This window comes from Neptuniibacter sp. QD57_21, assembly GCF_047778075.1.
Taxonomy (GTDB): Bacteria; Pseudomonadota; Gammaproteobacteria; order Pseudomonadales; family Balneatricaceae; genus Neptuniibacter.
Window position 1 is genome coordinate 3,059,748 of sequence record NZ_CP180549.1, and the last position, 18,657, is coordinate 3,078,404.

Here is an 18,657-nt window from a genome sequence, read left to right on the forward strand (position 1 = left end):
CCGGTTACCTGCCCAACACTCGAAGAGAGTTCTCAAACTGCTCTTTACGACTGGTTAGCTGCAATGCTTGCTCTTTGGTTAAGAACTTTTCATATACACGTTTAGCTAATGCAAATTCAAAAGTCTGATTGCCTTGTGCCCGCCCCGTTTCCATCACAGAACGAATTTGAGTGGTGTTATTCTCCCGAATAAGATTAGATACAGCACCATTGACCATCAAAATCTCATTCACCGGAACACGACCTTGGCCATCAGGAGAGCGGACTAAAGTCTGTGTGACAACTGCGCGCAGACACATAGATAGCTGCTGGCGCACTGTATTTTGCAGATCGCCAGGGAACATCCCGATTAATCGATCAATCACGCCAACCGCATCATTTGTATGTAGAGTGGCAAATACCAAATGGCCTGTTTCCGCCGCGGTAATAGCAGCATGCATGGTTTCTAGGTCACGCATCTCACCCAACAGCATTACATCTGGGTCTTCACGCATGGCACTGCGGATTGCATCCGCAAAAGATAGGACATCGTCACCTACTTCGCGTTGATGCACTACGGAGCGAATATTACTGTGTACAAATTCAATCGGGTCTTCGATAGTTAAGATATGACAAGCACGTGTCTTATTTATCTTATTGATAATGCTTGCCAATGTTGTGGACTTACCGCTACCTGTAGCCCCCGTCACTAGAACCAAACCGTCCTTAAAACCTACAACATCTTCTAGTTGGGCAGGCAAACGCAGCTCTTCAAACGTACAGAACGTGCCATCTAATGCACGGATAGCAAAAGCTAAACTACCGCGTTCGAAATAAAAGTTAAGGCGGAAGCGCACACCTAACAAGTTGGAATAACCTAAGTCACAACTACGCTTCGTCAATAAGTGATCAAATTGTTCGGCTGACAGGATTGCCTCGGCCATTCCTAATAATTGGTCCTTGGTGAATGCATCTGAGTCTTCTCGTTCCGACAGTTCACCATGAACACGCATCACCGGTGCAACATTGGCAGAACAGTGCATATCAGAGGCGCCAGCCTCCAGCATTAATGCCAATAATTGCTCAAACTGATCTGTATAGTTGTTTCTATCCATTACAATGCCAACGTCATCTCAATATCTAACACTCGACCACCACCTATGGCGGTACGGTCAGTACGACTAATCTGAAATTTGATTGGAATGACTGAATATTCCAACTGTGATAGTTGCCTAATAAACCCGTAAAGCGCGCTGTAGCCCCCCTGCAAACGTAATTCATATAAAGGTCGGTTCAGATCACCTTTACGTTGCTTAGACGGTTTAGCAGCAACCATCTCTGCCAGGTTACCTTCACTTTGTACTTTAGAAAGTAACTGCAATCGGTTCGCTTGCGCATGCTGGGTAATTTGACTCAATAACTGCGCAAACCGAGCCTTGTCTCGAACATCGATAAAGCTATAACCAAAACCCGAAAGTTTAGATTTTTCAGACTCAATCGCCTTAGTTAATTTACGCACATCACTCGCGCTGACTTTTTTGCCATTCAACTCAGGTAATGGAGTGGATCTTTTTCTTTCTTTTTTAACCGCTTTATTAATCTTTTTTTCAACAGATTCAATTCTGTCTTCCAGCACTAATACCTGTTTATTCAGATCTGCACCCCGGAAGAAAAGATAGCCCCCAGCAATCAAAGCGGCACCTAGAACAGCCACTAAGATTCTTTCACGAAAGTTCATTTCAGAGAACGCATTCATCATTGAGCCCCCTTCTGTTTTAAAACGAATTCGAACACATAAATGCCATTTTGCATCAATGCAGAATCCCCTTTGAAATTACTTGGGCTCTTATCGATGTACATATTAAGAGATTCAAGACTGATAGATAAAACCTGATTAAAGTCATCAATACTGGCCTGATCCACCGCTTTGCCAGTGATAGAAAATTCATACCAAGCACTTTCTTTCATTGATTCAAGCACTACACCATCATTAATGCTTTCCGATAGCACTGGTAGAAGACGCTCAACAAATGACTGACGTTTAACAATAACTTGCTCAACCAGCTGCTTTTCAGATTGCAACGCACTAAGTAAAACGGTGTTCTTCTGATACGCAGTGATATTTTTTCTTGCTTCAGCACTATCTTTACGCTGCCGATCCCTTTTCTCTTCCATTATTTCCAATTGCCTTTCAGAAGATGTTAATTCCTGTTGCAATTGATCTAATTTCCAATAAAAGAAACCTTCATACGCAGCAATTAACAACGGCAAAACACAAGCTGCCATCGCAATTTTAAAACCATTACTACGATAAATAGGGTCTGGTGGCGGCATACCCGTTAAAGGAGCGATAGAAAGAGGAGAACCTCCCAAAAAGTGCCTTGCCACACCAAGTTCGGCAATTAGCTCACCTCGGCCAGAAGGCACTTTGTCAGCAGAAGCCTGTGCTAACGGTTCTGCATCCAACTGCAAAAGAGCTTCTAACTGGCTGATTTGTTCTCCAAACACACCATCGCAATCACTCACAACCCAGCGTGTAGCCTCAGCAAACGTCCCTACGCTGACAACCTCTGCTACAGCATTAGCATCCAGCATATGGCTGGAGCATTTCACCATCGCCACATCTCGGATCTGGTTATCCTGGAGCACAGCACAATAAACATAGGCTTTGTAAAATTCTGTCAGCAGCACAGTATCACTGCTATCCAACAAAGTCAGAGAGGAACCAGCAAACGGATAAACCTGACGCAGGTTTAGCTTTGGAAAACCAGAACTACCACTCACTTTTTTAACTGCATCTAACCATTGCTGATGCTGAGCAGCTGGCATAGCACTGCATAGGAATTTTTGCACATCACCTAAGTCATCATCACTATAAGGTGATTCCTCTTTAGGCTGCGGTCGCCACTGAGTTAACAAGCGCTGATCTGCAAGCTGAAGTTTCTGCTGTATATGCAAACACTCTGCTATCTGTTCCTTAGATACCATCTGCTCACGGATCGCCACTTCCCCTAAACGCATCGGGCTTCGGCCGCCATGTTGCGCTGACAACTGCTTCTCTTCTGTTACTAGATGCACCAGTTCTTCGCGTTGTTCTGGAGTGATATAGCCACGCCCCATCAACAACCAACCCAGATCCCAGTTTGGCGATTGCATGGCAACCACACCTTCCATCTCCCAACGCAGCATCTCAAGTAAATTTTCTGCTTCAGCAGAATCAAAACTTTCAGTGATCTGAACAAGATCTGGTATAGCGCTAATATGCAGGAGCAAGGCATTACTAGGTACATTTTTACCCAGTACATTCTTCAACTGTTCAAGCACATCAGTCAGAGCAGCAACAGGATCAACCTGTTGCGATGACACGGATACAGTAATTTTTAACGCATCGCGGTTGCCATTGATAACGGTGGCCCGCAAACCAAAACCGTCGGTTTTGAGGACTAGCAAGCCTTTACCGGCTGTTTTTTTATTCAGAAACGACAGCATTAATTAACCTCAAATTGCAGTGCTGGCTGCGTGGCGCCTGGAATAACGAGTAGGCGGTCATATTTCAAAACAGTATTTCCTGCACTATTTAATACAAACACTGCATGCTGACCTGCAGGGACAAATTCATTACTTGCATCAGAAACGGGCTCACCATTTTCACTCCATTCCCCAGAACCTAAAGATAATGAATGCGTTGCAGAAGAGACTGGAACGTCAAAATGATAGGTAACCCAACGATTAGCAGGGTTAGCTGGGCTACCCGCTGACTGATTTTTAAAAATCACAAGGGCCAAAATTAGGTTATTTCCACTTTTGTCATCGACTAAGATATCAATTTGATTCAACCTTACTTGCCAATCATCTGCCTTTACTTCACCGGAAATAACAATGTCATAAGGTGCTGGATGATCTTCATCACCTTGATAATTAAACTGGTAGGTATTAGAAGCATTGCTTACAGCAAAAGGGATCCCCCAACCGTCGAGAAATTCTTGGTTGCTATCTAACCCAGAGGAAAGGTAGTTCCCGCGGTAACCTTTTAATTGCGGATAAGCTGATCTTTCCGCAGTTGAAGAAGGACCTAAAACGGTATAAGGAGAATGCATTCCGTAGTTCAGCCAATCGTCTCCTCCATCTTCCGGCCAATCATTCTTATTGATTAATGGTTGTAACATTTCGGCCACTTGTGGTGAGGCTGCACTCGCTGGGGGTAAAACACCGTTATCGATAACAAAGCCAGACAGCACTGGTTGATTGCGGTAGCTACTTTGCATCAAGATGCTTTTTCTAAGCAGCTCCATCTTATCTAAGGTTTCATCGTAACGAAGTTGGTTATCCTGATTATCGATAAACACCAATGGGGTACTGGCCACTAAGCCAATAATTAACATCACTAACACTAGCTCTAATAAGGTAAAGCCTGATTGACGTTTAGAGGACTGTTGATTGAGGATTAGCGAAGGCATAAGACAATATCATCCCCACTGCTGTTACAAAGTTCATCCGATGTACAATAATCAGGCTCACTTGGGTCGTAATTACAGTTATTTGGCTCATAAATACCATTAGAACCAAAGCTAACTATTCGAGGTACGCCTAGACTTGAACTATCAGCCATGGCTTCGAGATCAATCGCAAGATAAGGTCGACCAAAGTGATTGACCAGGGTTGAATCATCACCCGAAATTTTACGCCACTCCAGAAGGCAATCATTTGCACCAGGTGTACTACAACCACTCACACTGCGACTCTGCCCGTCATCGACGGGATAATGATCATAAGGGTCTGCGATACCAATAACAGAAGGAATTTCCGCCCCATCGATCACAAAAGGCTCGCCCGGATTTACTGGGTCACTAATACTCGAGCCATCAGATGTCAGATCGTCACCAATATCCAGGTATAGGTACTTATGACCATTTAGGTAAGGACCGCGCCAACCTCGCCGATAATCCACACTCCAAACAGCAGCAGAAGCGGGTTTAATAAATAAGAAACCTAAATCAGCAGGGGTTTCGCGAACAGGTAAAGTGCCGTTATCTTTATAATAGGCTTCGACAGCCTCACCCAATTGCTGCATCTGATAACGTGTGGCTTGATCTGCGGCATCTGATCCAACATCACGGAAAGAGGTCACAACACCACCAGCGACTACTAACAAGATAGCCGCAACCACTAGCATTTCTAAAAGTGTAAAACCCTTCTGAGACGACAAAACCGCTTTGCTAAAAACATCATTACGGACACTTTTAGAAAAACGGTCTATAGGGGAACTGCGGTATTTTTTATCTACCAACTTCATACTTAGCCATTGTATTTATTATTGTTATTAGCCTGTCCTTAGCTATCTACCTTCATCCAAGTAAAACCTTTGTCACTGCCAACCCTTCATCCATTTAAAACGGTGGGTTAAGGGCAAACACATTCCTTATAAAAAAGGCAGGAGCTTAGCTCCTGCCTTTTCAAAAAGAAGAATTACTCTTCTTCGTTACCTTTCGCTTCAGCGATCTCGTCGTCGTAACCGTCGCCGCCGGCATCAAGAATCGCTACAACTTCTAATTCATCACCAACTTCTTCCCAGTTAGCAACAGCACAATCGGTTCCATCAATTAGGTCTTCTACATCACCACTGTCACACTCTGCTAGTCTTACTACAACAGAGTAATTAGAGTATTTATCAGCTGGGGAATTACCATCTTGAGGAGCACGAGCAATAACAGCATCCAATTCAGCAGCTGGACCAACACCAAATACAGCAAGTACAGCATTTTCTGCCTGTCCTAGTTCAGCAGGTTCAGTAAATAATGCGATTGGTACAGTTTCAGTTGTCAAAGCGCCGGTCAAATCAACTTCTGCACCTGCGCCAAATTCCCATTCATCATCTTCAACAACTGGTGAGTTGAAAACCATTGATGGCTTAGTTACTTCAACCAAATCAATCTCAGCAACATTTTCATCAAAGCCGCCAGCAGTTGTGAACAAGTTGTTACCTGTAGAGCCATTACACAGCTCATCGTTTACGTAGCGCAGAGATGTTAGACCATTCTCAGCAAGTGCTGTCACCGCACCTGAAGTGATCTCTGCAATACCTAGTTTGTTGAATAAATCAGAAGATAGGCCGCCATTGATTCTCTGCAAGTTGGACGTATTACCAGCATCACTTAAAAGTCGCTCGGTACCATTACTAATCTGGGTTACAGTAGCAGAATAATCTGGCTGCACACCTGTCGAACAGATCAAAGAGTCCAGACCCGCCGGAAGAACACGTCGCTCTGTCACATTAAAAACATTCATGCTGTTTTCTAAGGTTGCCATAGTGTGAACTGCTGTAGCTTGAGCTGCACCTTCCTCTTGGCCATCCATATTAGTAATTACGGCACCCGCAATTACTGCAAGAATCGCAACAACTACTAACAATTCAAGCAGAGTAAAACCGCCTTGTTTTGCTTGTAGCTTTTCACCCTTAGCGCGCAACTCTGCGTCTTTAACCTGAGATAGGTCAGCTTTCATAAATTTGCGAATAGAATCTTTCATCTGTTGAGCGTTCATTATTTTTCTCTTTATTATTTTTACCGCATCTGTCTCGCACAGATTTTTGGATTTTTATTTATAAAAATCTTTAAGATGCAAACCCGCATTGCACTCTTTTAATTAGGGACGAGCTCTTCGCTAGCTTAAACATCCACCACAAAACGGTACTGTCGACCGTAATGGAGAATGACCTCTTTTTGCTGGCGCTTTAGAATTTTGGTTTCGATTCGGATCTCACCATAACCATCATGAGCAAGCACATCTTCAAACAACTCCAACAATTTCTTTTTAGCTGGATCAGCTGCTGGTTTATCCGTGCTCATAATTTTTTGCCCTTGGCTATGGCTTAATCTGACTTCCTTGAAATGTTGGGAACTAATCCTTAGCACCCCATGTCCGAAAAACGTGACAGAAAAGGTAACTGTTTCAAAAATGTTACCAAACTGGCCATTAGAGCCACCTTTTCTAGTACTTTGGAGCCAACTTCATCCCGAAATTCCCGTGAAGCATTCCTAAAAAACCTAACAAACGAATTCGGAATTGATCCCGCAGAGGTATGATTTTTAATAGAAAAAATAAAGGAAGGAACGTTCGTGAATATGGTGACTAAAATCTAGAATCGCAGATAAAAACTAGAGGAAGGTAATAAAAATTCAAACAAAGGCAGGTAAGCTACCGAGGCACGCTTAAGACTTTTTTGTTCTTCAGTAGGCACCAATACGCAAATTTAGAGGGCTGAATATAACAGGTAGTCTTTTACATAGAACTTGGTGCAGTGTTCTCTACAGGCTTTAGACTCACATCTCCAACCACGCAATTTCGACCACTTTTTTTCGCTTCATATAGAGCGTCATCTGCCCGCTTAATCAAAGCATCTAAATTAATGTCTGTCGGTTCCGCAGTAGCAAAGCCGATACTAATCGAGATTTTTATTTTGTGTCCCAAAAGCGCATATTCAGACTGGGAAACAAGCCGCTGCAACCGTTCAGCTACCTGCTTTGTACCAGCATAAGAAACATCAGGAATCAGGGCAATAAACTCCTCTCCGCCATATCGACCAATCGCTGAATACGAGCGCAGCTCTCCCATCAACCGATGCGCCACCAACTGTAAGAGTTTATCGCCTACCAGATGACCGTAGTTGTCATTCACTTTTTTAAAGTGATCAAGATCTAGCATCAGCAAGGCAAAGCTAGCTTTTTTTGACGAGGAGCGCTTATAACGCTGCCACTCAGCTTCCATTCTTCGTGTAATTTCAGCTCGGTTATAAAGCCCTGTTACCGCATCAACCGTCGCCAACTCTTCCAACATCTCTTGTTGATAAACCATTTTCTTCACCGCCTTACGCATAAATACGAAGGCTGTGCAAATTACGCTCAACAGAATGATCGCTAGCACACCGACAAACAGAATAACTCCTTGTTGGATTTCACCACGAAAGCTCGAAGTATCTTGGTATATTTCAAAAACTGCGATCAGCTTTCCTTCCGAATTATGCATGGCAACATAGCTCTCAACCACATCAACATCGAACCGGGTTTCATGAGCCAAATCCCTGATCTGGTCTTTTGTTTGAATATTCGAACTCGCACCATCTATAACGGCTTGTTTAAGCATCTCATTCGCACTCGCATCTTTGCCAATAATGCTCAGATCTGTGCTGTAGATGATGATACCCTCTGGGGAAAACAGCTTAGTTTTCACAATACCGTAAGGCTGAATAAAGTCTCTTAGAGTTTTATTTAGTTCTAATAATTGCGGAGGTAGCAGAGGAGCAGAGTTCAGTGCTGAATTGAGCTCAGTACGGTATGTAGTAAAAATCGCTTCCGTAAGGTTAATGGCGTTGGATTCAGCTAGACGTACGACATGACGTTCATATAATTTGCTAGCAGCATAGCCACTAAGCAGTAATAGAACAATCGATGCAAGAATGGCAACTAAGCAGAATCGCTGTAAAAATTGACTCAACGATGATGATAAGGCTTTTGGGCTCAACAACTAACAACCTCAATACAGCAGGAACTGTTTTCTCTTTCTCTAATTTAGGTTAGCAGAAACTCTACCGACCGTTCATACTCCTTTCATTCAATATTTCAATTTTTAGCCTAAAGGTTAGTACTACTGAGGTTTAAGCATTAATTTTTCAAATTGCAGATAAGGTACTGGCCGACTGCTGAGGTAACCTTGATAGTAATGGCAAGCTTTGTTTTGCAAAAACCTTAACTGCTCTTGGGTCTCCACACCCTCAGCCAACACTTTTAAACCTAAGCTATGCCCCATGGCAACGATTGTAGCTGCAATCACCATATCGTCTTTATCCTGAGGAATATCTTCTACAAAAGATTTATCTATTTTAAGGACATCGATTGGGAATTTTTTAAGATAGGCTAATGAAGAGTAACCGGTACCAAAATCATCGATAGCGACTTTAACGCCCAACTTTCGTAGCTGATGAAGCAGATCAATAAATTCCTGCTCTCTTTCCATCAATGCACTTTCGGTAATTTCGAGTTCTAGATATTGTGCAGGCAACTCCGTTTGCTCAAGCACCGTTTCCACAAGCTGACAAATATCGGTGTGCCGCAATTGTACAGAAGATAAATTAACAGCCATCGTAATCGGCTTAAAACCTTGATCCAACCATGACTTCAGTTGTATACAACTTTGCTTCAGTACAAACAGACCAATAGGATTGATCAACCCCGTTTGTTCGGCCAATGGAATAAAATCAGCAGGGCCGATTAAACCTTTTTCCGGGTCTTGCCAACGCACCAACGCTTCTGCACCGATTAACTCACCTGAAACAATATCAATTTGCGGCTGATAAAAAACCTCTAGCTCTTGATTCTCTATCGCACGGGATAACCTAGCTTCCAATTCCAATCGACTACGAGCGTCACGCGTTAGCTCTTCTGTGAAATAATTAAAGCAACCACGCCCTTCGTTCTTAGCTTTATACAATGCTGCATCTGCATGCTGTAATAATGCTTCCGCATCTTCACTTTGGGTAGGATAAATACTGATCCCAATAGAGCCCCCAATGGCAACATCCACACCATTCTTTAAAACCCAGCGTTTACTAATAGCTTCGATTACTTCATTTGCAACAAGACCTGCATCCTCCGGATGGTGAATATCCTCAAGCAACAAAGCAAATTCATCCCCCCCCATACGACAAACAAGATCAACTTGCCGCAACCGGTCTTTTAATAGCACAGCTACTTGCTGTAGCAGCTCATCCCCCGCTGCATGGCCAAAGCTATCGTTCACATCTTTAAACCGATCTAAATCCAACAATAATAAGGCCAACTGTTTACTATTCCGCCTTGCTACGGCTAACGATTGCTCCAATCGTGATTGCAGCATCAATCGGTTAGGCAGATGGGTGAGCATGTCATGATGAGCTAAATAATTTAGCTTTTGCTCAGACTCTTTAAGTTTAGAGATATCTGAAAAGACCCCTACATAATGAGTGACCTTTTGATAATCATTGGTAACCTGACTAATACTCAGTAACTCGGGGTAAACCGCACCATCCTTGCGACGATTCCATATCTCCCCCTGCCAACTGCCTTTTTCTCTCAAACTATCCCACATCACCGCGTAAAACTGCTCGTCATGTCGACCAGACTGGAGAATTTTTGCTGGCTGCCCAATCACTTCGTCACTGCCATACCCAGTTAACCGGCAAAAAGCTTTATTAACACGTTGAATAACTCCAGCTGCCGAAGTAATCATCACCCCTTCTGTCGTACTACCAAACACAGCAGCAGCCTGGCGAAGACGATCTTCTTGGCTTTTGCGTTCGGTTACATCTTCCAAGATAGCCAAGAAACCACACTCAGTAGTAATACCCGAGGCGTTAATCAGTTTTTGCTTACCCTCCAAGCAAGTAATCTTATATTCACTTAAGGGAATTTTATGGTCGGTTATACGCGCTCGCTCAATAGCTCCATACCAACGCTCACGCGCTTCTTTACGGTATTGTAGATCGGGATGAGCTAAGGAAAACCAGGTATCTAAATCGGGTAGGTGTTTTGCTGAATAGCCTAATGTTGTTGTGAAGGCTTTATTAAGGCTAATCAATTTTCCATCAAACCCAACATAGGCCATAGGAACAGGTGATTGCTCAAACAAGACTCTAAAACGCTGTTCACTATCTCGAATAGAATCTATTGCTTGGAACCGTTCAGTCAAATCACGAGCGATAGCAACAACATAATCTTTATGCCCAAAGCGTACTAAACGCGATTTAACCTCTACTGGAAAAACGGTGCCATCCAAGCGCCGATATTCTGTTGTTTGTAACAGCTCTTCTTTAACCTTTAACTCAGATAGATTTTTTTCTAACCAGTCGTTTAAAGATTCATTCGCGGTGGTCAAATCAACAACACGCAAATTTAATAAATCGCCATGTGACATAGCTAGGCTTTTTGATGCCTGCTCATTAGCATCTAAAATTCGTCCATCATCAGCATCAATGATGTAAATTGCATCACTGACCTGTTCAACCAAATGCTGGTAAAAATCGCGTTGCTCTATATCCCTTAAACGCGCTTCACTATTAACTAAAGCACGGCTTTTTCGCTCTAAGGTTTCTTGCAAATACTCGATATAAGAACCCTGTAGAGATTTAGCGATATCATGCCGAGTCAAGATGCCCTTAAGGCAACCATCATGTTCAACCACCACAAGACGACGCACATGGTTGCTCTCCATCATCCGACTAGCAATTTGCAAAGGTAGATCAGGCAAAACAGTTATTAAAGGCGTAGCCATAACCTCTCTTGCCAGCACCTTTTCTATGTCTAAATTTTCAGTCGCTAGACGAACTATGTCCCGCTCGGTCAAGATACCAACCGGACAACCCTTCTCTACAATTACCGTGCAGCTAATTTTCTCTGAGCTCATCAAAGAAAGCACAGAAGCCAACGAAGCTTCAGGCTCTACTCCTTTAACACGGTAACTCATCGAATTAGCTACGGTTTTTAATTCAACGAGGTACTCCATTCCCATGTGGTGAAGAAAATCCCCTTCACTCACAAGACCCAACAACTGTCCTTCGTTGCCTACGACGACCAGATGCCTGACATTGTTTTCAGACATCGTTTGATAAGCTTTGGCATAACCAAGATTAGAGGAAACAGTGATGACAGGCTGACTCATTACATCAGCCATGCATAAAGAGGAGATCGAATGATCATCAAGCATTAAACGAATGGCATCTTTCTCGGTAAAGATACCTACAGGCTTAGCAGAATCACCGACAGCGACAATGCTACTGATCGAATGCTGCTGCATTAACGCAAGCACCGTTTTTAAGGGCACATCCGGTGAAACAGTTATAACACTAGGTGTAAGTATCGCCTTCAAAGGTGCCGCTTCGATTTCAATAGCATTCAAATTCATACATCAACCAATTCGAATTAGATCAAGCAGTTAATGATGCTACCCAGATCGATTGTCAAAAACATTGATATCAGTACCTATATCAATCGATCTAAATACAAGAAGATATAATGTATTTTAAAATTATCTTTTATATAATTACGTTTACTAATCTAGTTTAGGTACAAAAATTAGTATCTGACTAATAGAAAGCGCTTATTTGTTCAGTAAAAACAAAACATTAGATAGCGCTTAATAAAACTTTATACTGAGACTACGGTCATTTATGAAGTGCAGGTGAGGAAATACGACTTGGAGCAAACAAATTTTTTCCAATATAGGTATAATCGTCGACCTCTCTCGAACCCAAACTAATTTATGCGGGCAACACTCGATGAAGAAACAGATTCTTTTAGCTACAAGTCTAATGCTGAGCATTGGTACAACAAACCTAATGGCAGCCGATCTAGGCAAAGGTTCTTTAGCCTTTGACAAGCAAGACTACGCAACAGCCCTTGAAGAGCTGAAGCCACTGGCAAAAGAAGGCGATCCAGATGCACTCAACATGCTTGGCCAGATGTATGAGAATGGCTGGGGCGTTGAGGTAGACGAAGCTAAAGCACGCCGTTACTACAAGCGCGGTGCTTCTCAAGGCCATATGGCTAACGTAAACAGCCTGCGTGCTCTGAAAGACAAAGAATACAAAGTTGAACTAAAAACCGTTCAACCTGCCGCTGAATCTGGTGATGCTCAAGCACAAAACCGTTTGGGTGAAATGGCAGAGTTCGGTTACGGCATGTCACGTAACGCTGATATGGCAATCGAATGGTACCTAAAATCCGCTGATCAAGGCTATGTCGCTGCACAGCACAACATCGGCCGCTGCTATAACTTCGGCACAGGCGTTGAACAAAACTTTGAAGAAGCAGAACGCTGGTACCGTAAAGCGGCTAACCAAGGTCACACTGACGCGATGTTCTTCTTGGGTACGCTTTACTCCAACAATCACGGCTCTCAGAAAGATCAGGATACCAATATCCTAGCTTACGCTTGGATGCACAATGCTGCTGAATTGGGTAACAAAACTGCACAAGCTATTGAAAAACGTTTGGTAATGAAGCTAAACCCAAGCGAACTTGAAGAAGCTAAAGCATTAGCTGCTGAGTACCGTAAAACGTACATTGCAGAATAAGCGTCTCAATATTCTAAAAAGGCGATCAGATGATCGCCTTTTTTATTGCCTGAAACCAAGTCGGTGGCAGAGCACAACCATTTCCATGTAAAATCTACGCCTAGATAGATAACTTTTAGCGGGCAATTTTCGCAAACCAGCAAGTAACGCCCAGTCTTAAACTCGACCCTATACGTGTATTAATAAAATGAGCCGAGCCTTTAAAGAAACTTATGCCGATATCAAAATCGCCAGCCCACTTAAACGCTTAGGCGCTTTTGTTTATGACTTAATGTTAGTTGCAGCCTTATTAATGGTCTCCACTGGTGTACTTATGACCATCAACGGCGGCGAAGCCCTGGATACCAGCCCTTACTTTGCTGTGTATCAGTCCGCTCTATTTATCATTGTTTACCTATTCCTATCCTTCTTCTGGATGCGCAACGGCCAAACCCTTGGCATGCTTGCTTGGCGTTTACGTGTACAAACCTCTGAAGGCTACCGCCTTAACTTCACTCAATCCCTAATACGTTACATTGTAGGCATCATCTCCCTATCGGCATTCGGCGTAGGCTTCCTGTGGATGTTTATCAACAAACAGAAGATGACATGGCATGACCTAGCGTCAGGCACACATGTGGTAGAACTACCGAAGAATGCGAAGATTTTGGAATAACGGCAGGACGCCACTTCGTGGCTAGAGTAAAAGAAGGACGCTGACGCTAGAGGGCGCTTCGCTTTTAGGACGTCACTTCGTGACTAGAGGACGGCTTCGCCTAGAGAAAAAGATTTCAACACTGCTTGATTAGAGTATTGAGTATTTTTCTAATCTCCAATATTTCTTCAGCCCAACTTAGGGCTTTCTGCTTCGGTATAAAACCTACTTTTTGCCCAATTAGTATTTGTGTTCGTAGTTCTGCTGAAGAACCTTTCGCATAGTAAAGGAATTGCCTTTTTTCTTTAACGGAGCTCCGTTCATACCCTTCGGCTATATTACTGGGAATAGACAGACCACTGCGCGTAATTTGGTCTTTGAAACCATAGTCCTTACAACTGGCAAGAACTAAGTAAAGATCTGTACTTAATCGGCAGGAACGTTTCCATACATCCAGATTCTCGTAACTCATAACAACCTCCATGTTGTTTATGTTTTAAGCCTTTTCTCTAGCTGCAAAGCAGCGTCCTCTAGGCGTAGCCGTCCTCTAGCCACGCAGTGGCGTCCTCTAGCGCCAGCGTCCTACTTCGCCCTATTAAGCAACCAGAAACCAAATCCCGCACAAATCAGAATTGGAATTATCACCGCAACAAACGGTGCGAATCCAAATACGGCACTCGTAGGACCGAGGATGTCTTGGGTTAGCTTAAAGGCGAGGCCGACGATGATGCCGGTGATCAAGCGCTGTCCCAGGGTTACGCTTCGAAGAGGGCCAAAGATAAAAGATACAGCGACCAATACTAAAGCGAATACAGCGAGTGGCAGGAGCAGCTTACTCCAGAAAGCCACGCGGTATTGTGAAGACGCTAAGCCCTGCTCATTGAGATATTCGCTGTAAGAAAGCAAGCCACTCATCGACAGGTTAGTAGGTTGAACCATGACAACTTTCAAGAGTTCAGGTGTTAAACCGCTTTCCCAAACTTCGGATTCTAAGTTGGCCGTAATCACAGAAGATGTCGCTGGTGTCGCTCGACCTTCTGCCGATGGGAAACGGGTCTCACGAACATTCGTAAGTACCCACTTACCCTCTTCGTAACGCCCTATTTTGGCATAACTAGAGCGGGCAAGTGTCAGATCTTCATTGAACTCGTAACGACTTACACCGCGAACAGAACCATCAGGAATCACAGCATTGATATGTAGGAATGTACGCTCATCTCGGTGCCATACACGACTGGCATCATTAATGGCTCGGCTACCTGTTTGCGCCACTTGGCGGTGACTCTGTGCCTGCTGCTCAGTATGGGGAACAACGAATTCACCAAGGCCCAATGCAAACGCAATAATCAGCAATACTGGTTTCATAACAGACAGGATAATCCCTAAAGTCGAGATACCTGCTGCACGCATAACCGTAAGCTCAGAACTTGAAGCTAGGATACCTAAACCTAACAAACAGCCGATCAGACTAGATAGGGGAATAAACTCGTAGATACGGCGCGGCAAGGTAAGGAGAGAATACTCAACCGCAGCAGCGAAGGTATAACTGCCTTCAACATCTTTAAGCTCTTCAACTAGAGCAAACAACATATCTAGCCCTGCAACCACCAGCAGAACCACCAAGAAACCACCTAAGACATGACGTGCGATATACAGATCTAATAGCTTCATGATGTTTTCTTACTCCATGGCATACGTAAAGTCGGCATAGGAATTTGGTTAAAGACCCGACTCCAGAAACGGCCAAAGACAATCATATTGAGCGCAAACAAAGCAAAAACAAGATGCACCATCCAGATTGCAATCGGTGCAGCTTCATCGTCGCTCACTTTACTGGTCATATTGCTCAGAATGGTGAGGTATAGAAGATAGATAATGATCGACGGAACTAGACGTGCAAAGCGGCCCTGGCGCGGATTAACACGACTTAAAGGCACCGCCAACAGGGTAACCACAATCGCCAAAACAGGTAGAGATAAGCGCCAGTTTAACTGTGCACGGTGCTTAGGCTCATCCGAATCCCAAAGTACAGACGTAGGAAGCGCCTCTACTTTGTCATAACGTATCTCTTGGTTTTTACGCTCAACCTCTGAGCCGTATCGCTTAAACCCAAGTTCAGTGTAATCCGCTTTGCCCGGAACACCTTCATAACGGTAGCCATCTTCTAGCACTAAGAAACGCTGATCTCGTTCAGTATCAGTCAACATACTTCCGGATTCAGCTAAGGTAATCTGCAAACGCTTAGTGCTTTGATTGCGGTCAGCCATAAAGACCAAACCGAGCTCACCATTTTCATTTACTGAATCGGTATAGGTCACCCGCGCACTGTTCTGATTCTTCTGAAAGCGCCCTGGCACAAGGCTTTCTAGCTCGCTGCGACTTTCTTGCTCATCAAAGATTTTATTTGTTTCAGAAGCACCATAAGGAGAAACAAAAACGGATAAAACGCCGACAACAACAGCCACCAGCAAAGCGGGCCCCATGGAATAGGCTACTAATCGTTTCTGGCTCATACCGCAGGCTTCGAGCACTGTCATCTCACTCTCAAGATAGAGTCGGCCATAACCCAGCAAGAAGCCTAGAAATAAACCTAAGGGCAGAATCAGCTCAAGAAATCCCGGTAAGCGATACCCCATAATGGCAAACAACACACTCGGATCTAATTCACCAGCAGCGGCCTTGGAAAGGTACCTAACAAAACGTCCACTCATGATGATGACGAGTAAAACCGAACTCACCGCCAACATGCTGAGTAGCACTTCTCGAGATAAATAACGAAAAACGATCACTCTATGTCCCTACGAAACTGTTACCGACACAAAAATGGTTTATATTATGGGCCTTTACAGCGGAAATTATCTGTCAAAGCCTAGGTACTGAGTTTTAAAGTATCGGCATTATCCTTTAATCCGCACCTAATGTCTTGTTTAGACGGCTGCTGGCCGTGAGTTTGGAGCTAACATGGATTTTGAAATTGTAAATGGTGAGATTCAGTCACTAGAAACAGAATGTCTAGTCATCGCAGTTGAAGCTGATGGCAACCTATCCCCTGCAGCGAAAGCAGTCGACAGCGCCAGCTCTGGATACATCAGCGAAATCATCAACCAAGGTGATATCAGCGGCAAAACAGCACAAACACTTCTACTCCACAAAATACCGGGCGTAACTGCTAAGCGCGTATTGCTAGTTGGTTTTGGTAAAGAAGAAGACCGTAACAACCGTAACCTACGCAAAGCTGTAACCGCGGTTATGGGCATCGTTAAAGGCACAGGCGTAAGCAACGTAACATTTGCGCTAGATTGCAAACTAAGTGACGACGCTGATCAATACCGCCAACTTCGCCATGTTGTTGAATGGGCAGGCGCTGAGCTTTACGTTTACGACGAAACTAAGAGCAAAAAAGCGGACCCTCTAAAACTGGAACAGATTGCTCTAGTTGTTAACGATGGCGATGCAGAAGTTGCAGAGACAGCCCTTCTAGACGGTACAGCAATCGTCAACGGCATGAGCATCGCACGTGACCTAGGCAACCTACCAGGCAACATCTGTACGCCAACTTACCTAGCTGAGCAAGCACTAGAACTAGACGACGAATTTCAAAGCCTAACAGCAACCATCGTTGATGAAGACGAGATGGCTGAACTAGGTATGCACTGCCTGCTATCAGTAGGTAATGGTTCTGAGCAGCCTTCCAAGCTAATCGTTATGGAATACAAAGGCGGCGAAGAAGGCGATAAGCCACACGTACTTGTTGGTAAAGGTATTACGTTTGATACCGGCGGTATCTCCTTGAAGCCAGGCGCTGGTATGGACGAGATGAAGTACGACATGTGTGGTGCGGCTAGCGTATTCGGTGCAATGACTGCGCTATGTGAAATGGAGCTTCCAATCAACGTTGTTGGTATCGTTGCTGCAGCTGAAAACATGCCAAGCGGCCATGCAACTAAACCAGGCGACATCGTAACGACGATGTCTGGCCAAACTGTTGAGATCCTAAACACTGACGCTGAAGGCCGTTTGGTACTTTGCGATGCTCTAACTTACGCAGGCAAATTTGAGCCAGCATCAGTTGTAGATATCGCAACCCTAACTGGCGCGTGCATCATCGCACTAGGTCACCACGCAACAGGCGTACTATCTAACAATGACGATATTGCTCAAGAGCTAATGCAAGCAGGTAACCAAGCTGCGGATAAAGCTTGGCAACTACCGCTATGGGATGAGTTCCAAGAGCAGCTAGACTCTAACTTTGCCGATATCGCTAACATCGGTGGTCGCCCAGGCGGCACAATCACTGCAGCGTGCTTCCTTTCTCGCTTCACTAAAGAGTACCGTTGGGCTCACTTGGATATCGCAGGTGTTGCTTGGCATAGCGGTGGCAAAAACAAAGGCGCTACAGGCCGCTGTGTACCACTACTAACTCAATACCTGCTAAACCAATCAGCAGACGAGGAATAAGCCTCAGGCTTAGTAACCGATGACCAGTAAAGCTGATTTCTATGTACTACCTTCTAGCGACCCGGATGCCCGCGGTCGCTTCCTTTGCCGTTTAGTGGAAAAAATCCGTGCGCTAGGGCACCAACTTTACATCCAAACCGCAAACGAAGGTGAAGCTAAACATATTGATCAGCTTCTCTGGGAATACCGCCCCGAAGCGTTCATCCCGCACCAACTGGTGGGCGAAGATCTCAACGCCGGTGTCCAAATCGGCTGGGATCAACAACGCCCAGAACATAAAGACGTGTTCGTTAATCTGAATTTAGATATTCCAGAAGACGCACTAGGATTCGACCGAATCTTAGAAGTCGTCGTACAAACAGAAGACGTCCTTGCCTCAACCCGCAAGAACTACAAGCTATATCAATCTAATGGCATCCAGATTGATATGCATGATATGCGCCCTAAGCCGAAGGCGTAGAGGACGGCTTCGCCTAGAGGTCGCT

At 44.2% G+C, this 18,657-nt stretch carries 16 protein-coding genes; 4 read left to right on the forward strand and 12 right to left on the reverse strand.

Features of this window, described 5'->3' with window-relative positions; translation table 11 throughout:
- Positions 1 to 4: 4 nt before the first annotated feature.
- From ACMXYS_RS13860 to ACMXYS_RS13900, 9 genes are all read right to left on the reverse strand, one after another.
- A complete protein-coding gene (locus tag ACMXYS_RS13860) occupies positions 5 to 1,093 on the reverse strand; it encodes a type IV pilus twitching motility protein PilT (RefSeq protein ID WP_415882254.1) in 1,089 nt (362 codons plus the stop codon).
- Positions 1,093 to 1,737, reverse strand: a complete 645-nt coding sequence (locus tag ACMXYS_RS13865; RefSeq protein WP_415882255.1) for a hypothetical protein — start codon at positions 1,735 to 1,737, stop codon at positions 1,093 to 1,095. Before ACMXYS_RS13865 ends, ACMXYS_RS13860 begins: the two co-directional genes overlap by 1 nt.
- Positions 1,734 to 3,467 carry a hypothetical protein gene (locus tag ACMXYS_RS13870; RefSeq protein WP_415882256.1) on the reverse strand — a complete coding sequence of 578 codons (1,734 nt, stop codon included), beginning with the start codon at positions 3,465 to 3,467 and terminating at the stop codon, positions 1,734 to 1,736. The genes ACMXYS_RS13865 and ACMXYS_RS13870 overlap by 4 nt, the downstream gene beginning before the upstream one ends.
- Positions 3,467 to 4,435, reverse strand: coding sequence for a type II secretion system protein (locus ACMXYS_RS13875; RefSeq protein WP_415882257.1), 969 nt, complete (start codon positions 4,433 to 4,435; stop codon positions 3,467 to 3,469). The genes ACMXYS_RS13870 and ACMXYS_RS13875 overlap by 1 nt, the downstream gene beginning before the upstream one ends.
- Positions 4,423 to 5,271: a type II secretion system protein gene (locus ACMXYS_RS13880; RefSeq protein ID WP_415882258.1), complete on the reverse strand. Its 849-nt coding sequence runs from the start codon at positions 5,269 to 5,271 to the stop codon at positions 4,423 to 4,425. Before ACMXYS_RS13880 ends, ACMXYS_RS13875 begins: the two co-directional genes overlap by 13 nt.
- A 173-nt stretch (positions 5,272 to 5,444) precedes the next feature.
- Positions 5,445 to 6,518, reverse strand: a complete 1,074-nt coding sequence (locus ACMXYS_RS13885; RefSeq protein ID WP_415882259.1) for a type II secretion system protein — start codon at positions 6,516 to 6,518, stop codon at positions 5,445 to 5,447.
- A 125-nt stretch (positions 6,519 to 6,643) separates the two neighbouring features.
- Entirely contained in the window at positions 6,644 to 6,823 is a 180-nt protein-coding gene (locus ACMXYS_RS13890) for a hypothetical protein (RefSeq protein WP_415882260.1), read from the reverse strand.
- A 433-nt stretch (positions 6,824 to 7,256) separates the two neighbouring features.
- The gene (locus ACMXYS_RS13895) at positions 7,257 to 8,498 is read right to left on the reverse strand and encodes a GGDEF domain-containing protein (RefSeq protein WP_415882261.1); all 1,242 of its coding nucleotides are present in this window, start codon (positions 8,496 to 8,498) and stop codon (positions 7,257 to 7,259) included.
- Positions 8,499 to 8,618: 120 nt separating this feature from the next.
- Positions 8,619 to 11,909: an EAL domain-containing protein gene (locus ACMXYS_RS13900; protein ID WP_415882262.1), complete on the reverse strand. Its 3,291-nt coding sequence runs from the start codon at positions 11,907 to 11,909 to the stop codon at positions 8,619 to 8,621.
- 373 nt (positions 11,910 to 12,282) lie between these two features.
- On the opposite strand from ACMXYS_RS13900, the gene ACMXYS_RS13905 reads away from it, so the two are divergent.
- On the forward strand, positions 12,283 to 13,080 hold the full coding sequence (locus ACMXYS_RS13905) for a tetratricopeptide repeat protein (protein WP_415896884.1): 798 nt from the start codon (positions 12,283 to 12,285) through the stop codon (positions 13,078 to 13,080).
- Positions 13,081 to 13,267: 187 nt separating this feature from the next.
- Positions 13,268 to 13,735: an RDD family protein gene (locus tag ACMXYS_RS13910; protein WP_415896885.1), complete on the forward strand. Its 468-nt coding sequence runs from the start codon at positions 13,268 to 13,270 to the stop codon at positions 13,733 to 13,735.
- Positions 13,736 to 13,850: 115 nt separating this feature from the next.
- Here the strand turns inward: ACMXYS_RS13910 and ACMXYS_RS13915 are convergent, their stop codons facing one another.
- The 3 genes from ACMXYS_RS13915 to lptF all read right to left on the reverse strand — a co-directional run bounded on the left by ACMXYS_RS13915 (position 13,851) and on the right by lptF (position 16,503).
- Positions 13,851 to 14,186: a four helix bundle protein gene (locus ACMXYS_RS13915; protein WP_415882265.1), complete on the reverse strand. Its 336-nt coding sequence runs from the start codon at positions 14,184 to 14,186 to the stop codon at positions 13,851 to 13,853.
- 110 nt (positions 14,187 to 14,296) lie between these two features.
- The gene (lptG, locus tag ACMXYS_RS13920) at positions 14,297 to 15,385 is read right to left on the reverse strand and encodes an LPS export ABC transporter permease LptG (protein ID WP_415896886.1); all 1,089 of its coding nucleotides are present in this window, start codon (positions 15,383 to 15,385) and stop codon (positions 14,297 to 14,299) included.
- Positions 15,382 to 16,503: an LPS export ABC transporter permease LptF gene (gene lptF, locus ACMXYS_RS13925; RefSeq protein WP_415896887.1), complete on the reverse strand. Its 1,122-nt coding sequence runs from the start codon at positions 16,501 to 16,503 to the stop codon at positions 15,382 to 15,384. Before lptF ends, lptG begins: the two co-directional genes overlap by 4 nt.
- 172 nt (positions 16,504 to 16,675) lie before the next feature.
- Between lptF and ACMXYS_RS13930 the strand changes: the two genes are divergently transcribed.
- Entirely contained in the window at positions 16,676 to 18,172 is a 1,497-nt protein-coding gene (locus ACMXYS_RS13930) for a leucyl aminopeptidase (RefSeq protein WP_415896888.1), read from the forward strand.
- Between the two features lie 19 nt (positions 18,173 to 18,191).
- On the forward strand, positions 18,192 to 18,632 hold the full coding sequence (locus tag ACMXYS_RS13935) for a DNA polymerase III subunit chi (protein WP_415896889.1): 441 nt from the start codon (positions 18,192 to 18,194) through the stop codon (positions 18,630 to 18,632).
- Positions 18,633 to 18,657: the final 25 nt, after the last annotated feature.

Excerpts from the sequence above, each read along its gene's own strand:
- ACMXYS_RS13930 (WP_415896888.1), top strand. The coding sequence starts at position 16,676 with ATGGATTTTGAAATTGTAAATGGTGAGATTCAGTCACTAGAAACAGAA.
- ACMXYS_RS13915 (WP_415882265.1), bottom strand. The coding sequence starts at position 14,186 with ATGAGTTACGAGAATCTGGATGTATGGAAACGTTCCTGCCGATTAAGT.
- lptG (WP_415896886.1), bottom strand. The coding sequence starts at position 15,385 with ATGAAGCTATTAGATCTGTATATCGCACGTCATGTCTTAGGTGGTTTC.
- ACMXYS_RS13870 (WP_415882256.1), bottom strand. The coding sequence starts at position 3,467 with ATGCTGTCGTTTCTGAATAAAAAAACAGCCGGTAAAGGCTTGCTAGTC.
- ACMXYS_RS13890 (WP_415882260.1), bottom strand. The coding sequence starts at position 6,823 with ATGAGCACGGATAAACCAGCAGCTGATCCAGCTAAAAAGAAATTGTTG.
- ACMXYS_RS13905 (WP_415896884.1), top strand. The coding sequence starts at position 12,283 with ATGAAGAAACAGATTCTTTTAGCTACAAGTCTAATGCTGAGCATTGGT.
- ACMXYS_RS13935 (WP_415896889.1), top strand. The coding sequence starts at position 18,192 with ATGACCAGTAAAGCTGATTTCTATGTACTACCTTCTAGCGACCCGGAT.
- ACMXYS_RS13910 (WP_415896885.1), top strand. The coding sequence starts at position 13,268 with ATGAGCCGAGCCTTTAAAGAAACTTATGCCGATATCAAAATCGCCAGC.
- ACMXYS_RS13900 (WP_415882262.1), bottom strand. The coding sequence starts at position 11,909 with ATGAATTTGAATGCTATTGAAATCGAAGCGGCACCTTTGAAGGCGATA.
- ACMXYS_RS13860 (WP_415882254.1), bottom strand. The coding sequence starts at position 1,093 with ATGGATAGAAACAACTATACAGATCAGTTTGAGCAATTATTGGCATTA.
- ACMXYS_RS13880 (WP_415882258.1), bottom strand. The coding sequence starts at position 5,271 with ATGAAGTTGGTAGATAAAAAATACCGCAGTTCCCCTATAGACCGTTTT.
- ACMXYS_RS13865 (WP_415882255.1), bottom strand. The coding sequence starts at position 1,737 with ATGATGAATGCGTTCTCTGAAATGAACTTTCGTGAAAGAATCTTAGTG.
- ACMXYS_RS13885 (WP_415882259.1), bottom strand. The coding sequence starts at position 6,518 with ATGAACGCTCAACAGATGAAAGATTCTATTCGCAAATTTATGAAAGCT.
- ACMXYS_RS13875 (WP_415882257.1), bottom strand. The coding sequence starts at position 4,435 with ATGCCTTCGCTAATCCTCAATCAACAGTCCTCTAAACGTCAATCAGGC.